General features: G+C 36.6%; 15 protein-coding genes. 11 read left to right on the plus strand and 4 right to left on the minus strand.

The window, feature by feature from the left end:
- From H560_RS0117240 to H560_RS0117260, 5 genes are all read left to right on the plus strand, one after another.
- The coding region (locus tag H560_RS0117240; RefSeq protein WP_027381145.1) for a protein-disulfide reductase DsbD family protein at positions 1-1500 on the plus strand (1500 nt) is incomplete at its 5' end.
- Positions 1501-1716: 216 nt separating this feature from the next.
- On the plus strand, positions 1717-2235 hold the full coding sequence (locus H560_RS0117245) for a biopolymer transporter ExbD (protein WP_027381146.1): 519 nt from the start codon (positions 1717-1719) through the stop codon (positions 2233-2235).
- A 60-nt stretch (positions 2236-2295) separates the two neighbouring features.
- Positions 2296-2763 carry a hypothetical protein gene (locus H560_RS0117250; RefSeq protein ID WP_027381147.1) on the plus strand — a complete coding sequence of 156 codons (468 nt, stop codon included), beginning with the start codon at positions 2296-2298 and terminating at the stop codon, positions 2761-2763.
- 51 nt (positions 2764-2814) lie between these two features.
- A complete protein-coding gene (locus H560_RS0117255) occupies positions 2815-3597 on the plus strand; it encodes an alpha/beta fold hydrolase (RefSeq protein ID WP_027381148.1) in 783 nt (260 codons plus the stop codon).
- Positions 3597-4397: a patatin-like phospholipase family protein gene (locus tag H560_RS0117260; RefSeq protein WP_034753135.1), complete on the plus strand. Its 801-nt coding sequence runs from the start codon at positions 3597-3599 to the stop codon at positions 4395-4397. The genes H560_RS0117255 and H560_RS0117260 overlap by 1 nt, the downstream gene beginning before the upstream one ends.
- A gap of 165 nt (positions 4398-4562) precedes the next feature.
- Here the strand turns inward: H560_RS0117260 and H560_RS0117265 are convergent, their stop codons facing one another.
- Positions 4563-5570: a DHH family phosphoesterase gene (locus tag H560_RS0117265; RefSeq protein WP_027381150.1), complete on the minus strand. Its 1008-nt coding sequence runs from the start codon at positions 5568-5570 to the stop codon at positions 4563-4565.
- Positions 5571-5800: 230 nt separating this feature from the next.
- On the opposite strand from H560_RS0117265, the gene rpmH reads away from it, so the two are divergent.
- Together rpmH and H560_RS0117275 are read left to right on the plus strand one after the other, a co-directional pair.
- On the plus strand, positions 5801-5959 hold the full coding sequence (gene rpmH / locus H560_RS0117270; RefSeq protein WP_007843334.1) for a 50S ribosomal protein L34: 159 nt from the start codon (positions 5801-5803) through the stop codon (positions 5957-5959).
- Between the two features lie 154 nt (positions 5960-6113).
- Positions 6114-6824 (plus strand): cell division ATP-binding protein FtsE, encoded by a 711-nt coding sequence (locus H560_RS0117275; protein ID WP_027381151.1) that lies wholly within the window; start codon positions 6114-6116, stop codon positions 6822-6824.
- Positions 6825-6878: 54 nt separating this feature from the next.
- Here the strand turns inward: H560_RS0117275 and H560_RS0117280 are convergent, their stop codons facing one another.
- From H560_RS0117280 to H560_RS0117290, 3 genes are read right to left on the minus strand one after another with little or no spacing between them, the layout of a single operon-like run.
- Positions 6879-7580 carry a tRNA1(Val) (adenine(37)-N6)-methyltransferase gene (locus tag H560_RS0117280; RefSeq protein ID WP_027381152.1) on the minus strand — a complete coding sequence of 234 codons (702 nt, stop codon included), beginning with the start codon at positions 7578-7580 and terminating at the stop codon, positions 6879-6881.
- On the minus strand, positions 7580-9034 hold the full coding sequence (locus tag H560_RS0117285) for a sensor histidine kinase (protein WP_027381153.1): 1455 nt from the start codon (positions 9032-9034) through the stop codon (positions 7580-7582). The genes H560_RS0117280 and H560_RS0117285 overlap by 1 nt, the downstream gene beginning before the upstream one ends.
- Entirely contained in the window at positions 9024-9620 is a 597-nt protein-coding gene (locus tag H560_RS0117290; RefSeq protein WP_027381154.1) for a riboflavin synthase, read from the minus strand. The genes H560_RS0117285 and H560_RS0117290 overlap by 11 nt, the downstream gene beginning before the upstream one ends.
- A gap of 49 nt (positions 9621-9669) precedes the next feature.
- On the opposite strand from H560_RS0117290, the gene pdxA reads away from it, so the two are divergent.
- The 4 genes from pdxA (at position 9670) to accB (ending at position 12246) form a co-directional block, all read left to right on the plus strand.
- Positions 9670-10761, plus strand: a complete 1092-nt coding sequence (gene pdxA / locus H560_RS0117295; protein ID WP_027381155.1) for a 4-hydroxythreonine-4-phosphate dehydrogenase PdxA — start codon at positions 9670-9672, stop codon at positions 10759-10761.
- Positions 10762-10845: 84 nt separating this feature from the next.
- Positions 10846-11370 (plus strand): YceD family protein, encoded by a 525-nt coding sequence (locus tag H560_RS0117300; RefSeq protein ID WP_027381156.1) that lies wholly within the window; start codon positions 10846-10848, stop codon positions 11368-11370.
- A 59-nt stretch (positions 11371-11429) separates the two neighbouring features.
- Positions 11430-11633, plus strand: a complete 204-nt coding sequence (rpmF, locus tag H560_RS0117305) for a 50S ribosomal protein L32 (protein ID WP_002976251.1) — start codon at positions 11430-11432, stop codon at positions 11631-11633.
- Positions 11634-11760: 127 nt separating this feature from the next.
- Positions 11761-12246: an acetyl-CoA carboxylase biotin carboxyl carrier protein gene (gene accB / locus H560_RS0117310; RefSeq protein WP_027381157.1), complete on the plus strand. Its 486-nt coding sequence runs from the start codon at positions 11761-11763 to the stop codon at positions 12244-12246.
- The last annotated feature ends 17 nt before the right edge of the window (positions 12247-12263 follow it).

Below are 12263 nucleotides of genomic sequence, written 5' to 3' on the forward strand. Positions count from 1 at the left end.
GCAGCCTCAAAGCTTGACCCAAAACAATTAAAAATAGAATCCATCAATTTCCAGAAACCACTGACTGACTGCGGAACTGCAGCAGCCAAAGTGGATGAAAATTATTGGACTTATTTATTCCTCGGATTCATCGGAGGATTAATTGCACTGCTTACCCCGTGCGTTTTCCCGATGATTCCCCTTACCGTTTCCTTCTTTACAAAAGGGAATAAAAACAAGGCAAAAGGAAAAAGAGATGCGCTCATTTATGGATTTTTTATCCTTTTAATTTTTGTGCTGCTGAGTATTCCTTTCCATATTATTGATGGAATTGCAGGGAATATTTTTAATGAAATTTCCACCAGCGTATGGCTGAATATTGTGTTTTTCATCATATTCATTTTCTTTGCGGGAAGCTTCTTCGGGTATTACGATATCACTTTGCCAAGCTCAATTGCCAACAAATCTTCCAAGGCAGAAGAAGCCGGTGGAATTATCGGGATTTTCTTTATGGCACTGACTTTAGTGATCGTTTCTTTCTCCTGTACAGGCCCTATTTTAGGAAGTTTGCTGGGAAGTGCGGTGACGGGTTCGGCAAACGTTCCGATGCTTCTGACATTTGCTCTGGCAGGTTTCGGACTGGCGTGGGCGATTATTTTTGGACTTTTGGCCTTATTCCCGCAGGCATTGCAGAGCCTTCCGAAATCCGGAGGCTGGATGAATACGGTGAAAGTGGTATTAGGTTTTGTTGAACTGGCTTTAGCATTGAAATTCTTATCAAAGGCAGATTTGGTTTCTAAAACTTTCTTCTTAAAAAGGGAGCTTTTCATTGCTGTATGGATCATTATAGCCCTTGGGCTGGCCTTATATTTATTTGGATTAATACGATTTCCGCATGATGATAAAAAACCGAAAATTTCCGTTACAAGAAAAATATTGGGAGTTTTAGGGTTTGGATTTGTGATTTATTTAATTCAGGGGTTAATTCCTTCCGACCGTCCCAAACTGCAGCTATTAAGCGGAATTTTACCTCCGTTGAATGTAAGCTATTTCCATGACGAAAAAGACGGAATCCTGGGAATGCACCCTGAACACGATTTCTTTACAGCCATTGAACTGGCCAAAAAAGAAGACAAGCCTATTTTAATTGATTTCACAGGCTACGGCTGTGAAAACTGCAGAAAAATGGAGGAGTTTGTCTGGAGCGAAGGTGATATTTTACCGATTCTTCAGAATGATGTTGTTCTGGCTTCACTGTACGTAGACGACAAGGAAGAGCTTCCTGAAGATCAGCAGACCAAAATTGATCTTGGAGACGGACAGGTGAAGAAAGTAAAAACCATTGGCGACAGATGGAGCTTATTCCAGCAGGTGAATTTTAACAACAATTCCCAGCCGCATTATGTTTTGATTACCCCGGACGGAAAAGTGATCAACACACCGGTGTCAGGCTACATGCCGAAAGAGGATTTTAAAAAGTTCCTGGAATGCGGGGTTGAATTTTATAAAAAGAACAAGTAATTTTTCTTATCAAAATAAGCAAGCCTTATCAATTTTATTGGTAAGGCTTTTTTAATACATTGATTTTAACAATATTTAAGGTTAATTTTTAAATAAATTTTAAATTTCTTTACGATTTTTAAATTTAAGGTATATAATTTGTATGAATTCAACAAAATAGAGACATACAATTCCATTCTTCTTAAAATACCGTTTAACATTTAAAAAATATTAATTATGGCTGAAGTAATTGCACAAGAAAAGCAGGGAGGAAGCAAGCAGAGAAAGAAAATGATCCGGGTGGATATGACTCCCATGGTAGATCTCGGATTTTTGCTGATCACATTCTTTATGTTTACCACTAATTTTACAAAACCCAATGTAATGGATCTGGGACTGCCAGCGAAAAGTCCTCACCCTCCAACAAACGTAGTTGATACTAAGAATCAGGTCACTTTTATTTTAGGGAAGGATAACAGAGTTTTTTATCATCAAAGCAGTAAGGAAGATTTAAATTCAAGCAATTTAAAAGAAACCAACTTCAGTGGAATTAATATCACTAAAATCATTTCTGAAGCCTACAATAATGCTCCGAAAAAGGAAAATTTCACAATCATTATTGAACCAACCGATGAAGCCAACTATAAAAATTTCGTAGATATTCTGGACAATATTGCGATTTCCAAAAAAGAACGGTACGGAATTACCGACATCAAGCCCTGGGAAAAGAAAGTTTACGAAGAATTAACCAAATAAAAGAGGAAGAGCATTTTTAAAGTGCTCTTTTTTATTTATTTTTGGGTATAATTTTTATTAATGAAAAAATTTTTAACCGCAATTATAATTTCAGCTTTATTTATTTCATGTTCTAAAAAAGAAGCAACCCCTACAACCCACAAAATTGACAGTACAAAAATTGTAGATTCCATCAACGCTGCAAGAACAAAAATAAATAACAGCATCAGATCAAAAAATCATTTCAAAGATTTTTCAGGAAAACATAAATTCACCCATAACTTAATCAAAACACCCGGCTCAATTGAGTTCAAAAAAATTGATGGTGAAGGCGATCATTATACTGTAAAAGGAAGCATTGAATCCGGAAGAAATGTGGTTGAAATGGAAGGTTTTATGGCTGTAGTTTCAGACAAGCATATGAATTTCACAGGAGAAATTACCCAAAGCATCACTGAGGACAGCAACGGAAAACCGTACAGCAGAAAAAAACTACCACTTTCATGTCCAAAGACGGCGGAAAAACTTTCAGATTGCAGGATATGGTAAATGGTTCGGGATTTGTTGATCATATTGATATTCACTTTTAATTTTTGAATTATGCTGAACTTTGAGAGAAAAGGAAATGGTAAGGAAACCCTGGTTTTACTTCATGGATTCATGGAAAATATTTCTATCTGGAATGATATGGAGCCTCATCTCTCCGAGCATTTTTCTTTGCTGAAAATTGACCTTCCTGGGCACGGGCAGTCGGAAATTTTAGCAGAAGTCCAGACCATGGAGCTGATGGCTGAAGAAGTAAAAAAAGTTCTGGACGATCAGAATCTGGAACAAATTCATTTGCTGGGTCACTCAATGGGAGGTTATGTTTCTTTAGGATTTGCTGAAAAATATCCTGAATATCTTAAAAGTTTAACCTTATTTTTCTCCAGCTACCTGGCTGACGACGAAGAAAAAAAAGAACAACGCATTAAAAGCTACAGAATCATAAAAGATGCTTTTTCGCATTACGTGAGAGCCGGAGTTCCTAATTTATTCAATCCGAATGAAAGAGATGTTCTTGAAGGAAAAATTGAAACCGCGCTGGAAGTTGCCCTTTCCACCAATAACCTGGGAGCATTAGCCTCCGTAAAAGGAATGGTAAACAGAACCGACAAAAAGAGCGTATTAGAAAATCTTGAGGCAAAAATTCTAGTGCTTGCCGGAAAACATGATAATGCAGTAAAAACAGAATTGATGATTAAAAATCTTCCCGACAGAACCAATATAAAATCTTATATCCTGGATTGCGGACACAATGGACATTGGGAAAAACCAAGCATCTGCGCAGAGATCATCAACACGGAACTTCTTCATCATTTACCGAAAAAATTAGTTTTCTAATGCTGGATTTTTTCTCTTTCAAAAAAAAGAAGCCGGTGATAGGCCTTACCCTTTCGGGTGGAGGTATGCGCGGAATTGCTCATATCGCTGTTTTAAAAGCTTTGGAAGAGTATGACCTGAAACCACAAATCATCTCCGGAACCAGTGCAGGATCCATTATTGCTGCATTTTATTCTTTCGGGAAAACTCCGGATGAAATGATGGAGATTGTGAGACAGACCACTTTTTTTTCAAGATCTTACCTCAGGCTTTCCAAAAACGGAATTTTTAGTTCGAATTTTATTTTGAAATTATTTAAAGATCATTTTCCTGAAGATGATTTTAAAATCCTGAAAATCCCTGTTTATATTGCCGCTACAGAACTTACCAACGGAATTGTTGATTTCTTTTCGGAAGGTGAGCTTTTCGGACCATTGCTGGCTTCGTCCAGCGTTCCTTTTGTACTTTCTCCGGTGAAAATAGGAGATAAAATATATGTTGACGGCGGGGTTTTGGATAATCTTCCCATAGAACCGATTATTGATAAATGTGATTTTCTAATCGCTTCCCATGTCAACTCCATAAGCTATGACAGCCTTGAAAACATGAGCCTTATGAAAGAATTCGATAGGATTCTGCATTTAGCTATCGCAAAATCTGTTTATTCTAAAGCGAACACATGTGATATTTTCTTAGACCCTCCTAAAATGACAAAATTCAGTTTATTCAATAAAAAATTCCTCGATATAATGTTCCAGGAAGTGTATGAATATACCTGCAAAGAACTGGAGGAAAAGGGATATTCCCGGGTTTCGTCTTGAGTTTGAGGGTGAGAGGATGTAGAGTTTGAGCGTCATTTACGAACAGACTGAAGGTCTGCGAACAAAGCTCAGAAACGACGAAGTAATCTCTTTTTTAAAAATTACACTTTAGACACGAAGTTGTCACTCTGTAGGAACCTCAGCAAGAATATTTTAACAAAAAAATTACAAATTTCCTTCCTCTTCAATCCTTTTTTTAAAGGTTTCAATTGTCTCCTGTAAAGATTCGTGAGATTTTCCTCCCGCGGCATTGATATGCCCTCCGCCGTTGAAATATTTTCTTGAGAACTGGTTAACATCCATATCATCTTTACTTCTAAACGAAATTTTGATGAAATCTTCATACAAATCTTCCATGAAGAACGCAGCCATTTTCACACCCATAATGCTTAAGCCGTAATTAACGAAACCTTCCGTATCTCCTTTCTGGAAACCATATTCTTTTAATTCTTCTCTTGTAAGGTACAGAACAGCCACTTTTCCATCTTTCACCACCTCTATTCTTCCTAAAATCAAAGCTAATAAATGAAGACGCGAAACGGTATTGGTATCCCATGTGCTTGATGTGATCATTGCCGGATCTGCCCCTTTTTCAATTAAGTTCGCAATAATTCTGTGTGTAGTAGCGCTCGTGGAACGGAAACGGAAACCTCCGGTATCAGTCATAATGCCGGTGTAAAGACATTCTGCAATATTCTTGTTCACCAAATTTTCATCATTCATCGCTTCAATAAAATGATAAATCATCTGGCATGTAGCCGGGATCACCGTATCTGAATAAACAAAGTCAAACTGCTCCGGCTGCTGATGATGGTCGATCAATATTTTCTTTCCTTTCGCATTGGTAAGCCAGTCGCCCAACAGCCCGATTCTTGAAGGAGAATTAAAATCCAGGCAGAAAATGACGTCTGCCTCATTGATAAGATCAAAAGCAAATTTTCTTTTATATTCTGCGATCAGAGCTTTTTTTGCTTCCGGCATCCATTTCAGGAACTTCGGGAAATCGTTCGGGACTATGACTTCGGCATGAATCCCCTTTGCTTTTAAATAATGTTTTAAACCAAGGCTGGAACCGATAGCATCACCATCCGGATTGTAATGGGTAAGGATTACTATTTTATTCTTTGGGGTAAGTAACGTATTGATTTCTAAAATTTCCGCTGGTGTAAACATTATCTTGTTTATTTTCTTTAAATTTGGGTCTTCAAAGATAGAGCTTTTAAGCAAATCATAAAGATAATTTTTGGATTATAAAAAACCTTTATACATCAGGCTTTATGATAAGTGATAAAAATTCACATCAAAAATTATAAAAAAAGACTGCTAAAGTTTGTAACTTTTAAAAAAAACCATATCTTTGCAACCTGAAAATTAATAGATAATTACGATTTAAACATATAGTAATGAGTAAAAGAACATTCCAGCCATCAGAAAGAAAAAGAAGAAACAAACACGGTTTCAGAGAAAGAATGTCTACGCCAAATGGAAGAAGAGTTTTGGCTGCGAGAAGAGCTAAAGGCAGAAAGAGTTTAACTGTAAGTGCATCACGCGCTAAGAGATAATCTTTTTATTATCATATACAAATCATGCTTGAAAAGAAGTTTTTCAGGCATTTTTTGTTGTTAAAATTTCCTAAAATTTAGGTTCCTTATTCTTCTTTTTCCTATTTTTAAAATCTGAAAAATATTTTAGAAACAGCACTACTAAAACTCAATTATGCCACATACAAATATTGCGGGAGATAATATTATAAGTTTGCAGCACGCGAAGATCGCGCAAAAAAACTTCACTGTTCTTTCTGATGTGAATCTGAACATTAAAAAAGGAAGATTCTGCTACCTTATCGGAAAAACAGGATCCGGAAAAAGCTCATTATTAAAGACTTTGTACGGGCATATTCCATTGGCTTCCGGTCACGGATCCGTTGTAGGTTTTGATCTTGCGAAAATGAAAACTTCAGACATTCCGAATTTGAGAAGAAAATTAGGAATTGTTTTCCAGGATTTCCAATTGCTTTCCGACAGAACGGTTGAGAAGAATCTCAGATTCGTTCTTGAAGCAACCGGCTGGAGCGACAAAATAAAAATGGAAGACCGCATCAATGAAGTTTTAGGAAGTGTAAACATGAAGAGTAAGAAACACAAGATGCCTCACGAGCTTTCCGGTGGTGAACAGCAGCGTGTGGCTATTGCAAGAGCTCTTTTAAATCACCCGGATCTTATTTTAGCAGATGAGCCTACAGGAAACCTAGACCCTGAAACTTCCAACGAAATCATGACCTTACTAAAGCAGGTCGCCCTTGAAAACGGAGCCGCTGTAGTAATGGCAACACATGATTATCACATGATTCAGAATTTTCCTGGTGAAGCCATCAGATGTGAAGACGGAAAAGTTTCCGTACTGGATACTGCAGAATTATTTGAATAAAAATATTAAGAAATTTAGAGATTGAGATATTACTAACTTCATAAAATTTAATATCTAACTTCTATTTTTAAAAACATGAAACTCCTTCGTGAGTTCAAGATATTGGTCCGAGTATTGTCTCGGACTTTTTTCTATAATGAATTCCTGCTCTTGTAAACTCTTTTCAGCTAAAGAAAATTCAAGGATCACTCTTTTTACTTTCGAATTTTCAATGCCTTGAATGTTGATTTTTTTAATTAGAAACAATTGATGTTCTTTAGAAATTTCAATGAAATCATTTCCTGTCTCAGCAGGAATTATCACCGAAAATAGTCCATTTCCCGAAAGCAGTTCTGATGATTTTGAGATGAGCTGCCTGAAATTTAGCTCAACGGTTTGTCTTGCAATTTTATCTTTTTCTGAATCTGAGGCTTCAAAATAAGGTGGATTCGAAACAATTAAATCAAATTTTTCATCTGACTCAAAATTTTTAAAATCCTGTTGAATATTTTTTAATCTTGATGCAAAAGGAGCATTTCCAAAATTAATTTTTGTAAGATGTACTGCTTCTTCATTGATATCAATTCCCAAAAACTGAGCATTTGCATTTCTTTGCGCCAACATCAACGAAATCAGGCCGGTTCCCGTTCCTACTTCCAAGACTTTACAAGCATTATCTACATTTGCCAGCGCGCCGAGCAAAACACCGTCTGTTCCTACACGGAAAACGTTTTTTGACTGCTGAATTTGAAATTGCCTGAATGTAAAAGGTTTCACTATAAATTGGTCGGTAATGTAATGGTAAATGTTGATCCTTTTCCGACTTCAGATTTTACGGTAATTTCTCCCTTGTAATCTTCCACCATTTTTCTTACCATGGAAAGACCAAGTCCCATTCCGCTGTTTTTTGAAGTGAAATTAGGTTCGAAAATCCTTTCATAAATATTTTCCGGAATCCCGATACCATTGTCCTGAACCGAGATCATTACTCTTCTCTGATGCTGCTCTACATCTACATTGATGATTAATTTTCTTTGATCACTTTCGGCCTGCTTGGCATTGGTAACAAGATTCGTTATAATTCTGGACAGATAAATTCTATCCATATTAATCATAATATTACTCTTGTTGGAGTGCATAAAAATGCTGTCATCATTGAAAACGCGAAGAATATCTTCTACTTCATTATTCAGATTAATGACTTCATTATTTTTTTCGGGAAGCTTGGCAAATTCTGAGAATGCGGATGCCACGGTCGCAATTAAATCAATCTGATCCACCATTGTTTTGCTCATTTGCTTTACTCTTTCGCGGATGCTTGGATCTTCCGGATCAAATTTTCTTTCAAAATTCTGAATCGTAAGCTTCATTGGTGTCAAAGGATTCTTCACCTCATGAGCTACCTGTTTCGCCATTTCCCGCCATGCCTCTTCAGATGCTTTGAACCTCAACCTTTCCTTTTGATCCTGAATCTGCAGAATCATCCTGTTATAGGCCCTTGCCAATGCATTCAGCTCATCATTTTTATAATATCTGATCGGCCGCATTTCATTTTCAAATAATGTAATACGGGTAATCATATCAGAAAACTTTGTGATGGTTTTGGCCAGGCTGTTTGACATTACCCAGCTTATCCAGATACTTAACAAAATAAGGAAAACGTCTACTAAAAGTATGTATTTCACATATTCCGAAAGAACTTCGAGATAGGCTGATTCGTTATGATAAAGAGGAATATATACAATAGCAATAGGCTCCAGCTCATTATTCTTTAAAATAAGATAAGAAGACGTACGCCCGGCATCTTTGGCCGCATCGTAACCCTTGATGTCTACTCTTGCATCAGTTGATAAAATTTTATTAACAATATCCAGTGGAATTGTTTTCTGATCTACGAGGCTTTCGTCTTTGTTGGACAGCAAATAATGCCCATGCAGATCATACAGCACAATATCATGCTGATTAATATCTGCAATTTCAAAAATTTTATTGCCTAAAACCCCCGGAATATCTTTCGTATCAATTGTAGCCCTGCTTACCGCATAGTCCAGATACCTCATTACGGCACTGGTTTTATCATGCATGTCAATTTCACTCTGCTTAAAAGAATTATTTCTTAAAACAAAATAAGGAACAAGCGAAGAAGCAATGACACTTAAAAGACATACCAGCAGGAAACCGAAAAATACACGGTTCCGCAAGCTATAGCCTTTGTAAATATTAATTGACATCCTGTTTTTTAATTAACCTAGCAATATACTTACCAATTATATCAAATTCAAGATTAACTTTATCACCTGCTTTTAAATGTTTCATATTTGTAAATTCCCAAGTGTAAGGAATAATGGCTACAGAAAATTGTGTATCCTCGCTTTTGGCAACCGTAAGACTTATCCCGTTCACCGTGATAGACCCCTGCGGCACCGTTACAAAGCTCCCGTTATCTTCATATTTAATGGTAATGAAATAGCTTCCGTCTTTATTTTCAACACTTACTACTTCACCGGTTTTATCAACATGGCCCTGAACAATATGCCCATCCAGCCTTCCATCCATTTTCATGCAGCGTTCAAGATTCACCACAGTTCCCACTTCCCATTTCCCCAGATTGGTTTTTTCCAAAGTTTCGTTGATAGCGGTTACGATATATTGGTTGTTTTCAATTTTCACTACTGTAAGGCAGCAGCCGTTATGCGCAAGGCTTTGATCAATTTTTAATTCATTGGTAAAGGGGCAGGTAAGCGTAAAATCTATATTACTTCCGTTCTCTTCAATTTTTTCAATAACTCCAACTGCTTCAATAATTCCTGTGAACATATTATTTTTTGCTAAATTTGTAAAATTATAATCTTCAAAGATAATCAAAATGAGCCCAAAAAACCATAAAGTACGAGTAGGAATTTCAATCGGGGATTTCAACGGCATCGGTCCGGAAATCATCATGAAATCCCTTGCAGACAAAACCATTACGGATTTTTTTACTCCGGTAATTTTTGGTTCGGGAAAACTTTTCACCTATCAGAAAAATATTTTTAAGCTAAATTTAAACTTCAACTACATCAATGAGGCTTCACAGGCTCAGGCAGGAAAGCTGAACATGCTGAATCTTGTAAAAGAAAATTCTAATGTTGAGCTGGGAACCCCTACGGAAGAATCTACAAAAATGGCGATAGATTCTTTGGAAGCCGCTACGGAAGCTTTAATGAAGGGAGAAATCGATGTTTTGGTTACCGCTCCTATCAATAAAGATGAAATGATGAAAATGGGCTTCAAACATGCCGGCCATACAGGTTATTTCGAAGAGAAATTTAATAAAAAAGGATTAATGTTCCTGGTTACAGAAGACCTTAAAGTTGCCGTTTCCACGCATCACATCCCGCTAGCACAGGTTGCTGAAAATATTTCTAAAGAAAAAATAAAAAAGCAGATCAGGGTTTTGAACCAGACTTTGATTGAAGATTTTAATATTTCAAAACCGAAAATTGCTGTTTTGGGATTAAATCCACATTCGGGAGACGGCGGCGTTATAGGAAACGAAGAAATTGAAATCATTGCTCCTGCTATTAAAGAGCTTTCGGACAATGGAATTCTGGCTTTTGGGCCTTTTCCTGCGGACAGCTTTTTCCAGCCAAGCAAATACAAAAGCTTTGATGCGGTTCTGGCGATGTATCACGATCAGGGACTAGCTCCATTTAAAACATTGGCCTATGAAGAAGGCGTGAATTACACTGCCGGACTTCCTTTCATCAGAACTTCTCCAGATCATGGGGTTGCATACGATATTGCGGGACAAAATATTGCGGATGAGCAGAGCTTTACGGAAGCTATCTTTACAGCGATAAAAATTTTCAAAAACAGAATGGAATACAATGACCTGATGAGCAACCGCCTGCAGCCGAGAAAAATGGTGGTAGACAACGGAATTGATGAAGATCTGCCAGAGGAAATTGAGCCTTAAATCTTTAAAACAGATTTTAAAGTAATTTGTTAGAAAAATTATTTGTTATTATAAAAAAATTGCATATTTTTGCACACTCATTTTATGGACAGGTTAAGAAACTATGATGTAAGCTTTTCCGGACTGAAAACCGGGAAACATCAGTTCAAGTTTGAGATAGATAAAGAGTTCTTTCAATTATTTGACACTGAACAGGAATTTACAAATCCTAGAATTACAGTAGATGTTTTGCTTGATAAACACTCTACTTTTTTAGAATTTGAGATCAAAGTAAGTGGGACGGTAGAATTGGTTTGTGATATTACAACAGAAACTTTCGATCATCCTATTGAAAATCAGATCAAGGTTTTGGTAAAGTTTGGTGAAGAGTATGATGACAGCGAAGAAGATGTTATTACCATTCCTACTTCTGATCATGCTTTCAACATTGCACAATTGATCTACGAAAACGTAGCACTTTCAATTCCAATGAAAAAAATATCACCGAATATAAGTGATGAAGATCTGAAAATTCTTGAAAAATTCAGCCCAAAGGAAACTGAAGAAGAGAAGGAACATGAAAGCGACCCGAGATGGGACGCATTGAAAAATTTAAAGAATAAAAATTAAATAGTTTAATGATGAGATGATGAATCTCATCGCTCATCAATTAAAAAAGTTATTAGAAAATGGCACATCCAAAGAGAAGACAATCGTCTACAAGAAGAGATAAGAGAAGAACTCACTATAAAGCTGTAGTTCCTCAATTGGCTAAAGATGCAACAACAGGAGAGCTTCACCTATACCACAGAGCTCACTGGCATGAAGGAAAATTATACTACAGAGGAAAAGTAGTATTGGAAAAAGAAGTAGCTGCTACTGAAGAAAACTAAGAGTCGCTTTTCACTGAAAAACACTCGTTTTAATACAAAAACCGCCCGATTTTGATAAAATTTGGCGGTTTTTTGTTGTTTTTTATGTTTTTTTGGTATCTTTGGCTCAAAATCAAATATCAAATTTATGGACATTAAAGACATACAAAATCTTATCAAGTTTGTATCTAAGGCAGAGGTTTCTGAAGTGAAGTACAAAACTAAAGATTTCGAAATCACTATTAAAACTCCATTAGCCGGAAGCGAAATTGCTTATGCTCAGCCTGCGGTTTACCACACTGCTCCTCAGCAAGTAGCTGCTGCTCCTGCACCTGCTGCAACTTCGGCTGCTGCACCTGCTGAAAAAGCAGAAGCTGCATCTGATGATAGCAAATATGTAACAATTAAGTCTCCAATGATTGGAACTTTCTACAGAAAGCCATCTCCAGATAAAGACGTATTCGTAAACGTAGGTGACGAAGTTTCTATCGGAAAAACGGTTTGTGTAATCGAAGCAATGAAGTTATTCAACCAGATAGAATCTGAAGTAAGCGGAAAAATCGTTAAGATTTTAGTTGATGATGCTACACCTGTAGAATACGATCAACCTTTATTCTTAGTAGATCCATCTTAATTAGAAATTAGATGTTA

The organism is Chryseobacterium daeguense DSM 19388, assembly GCF_000430825.1.
GTDB lineage: Bacteria > Bacteroidota > Bacteroidia > Flavobacteriales > Weeksellaceae > Chryseobacterium > Chryseobacterium daeguense.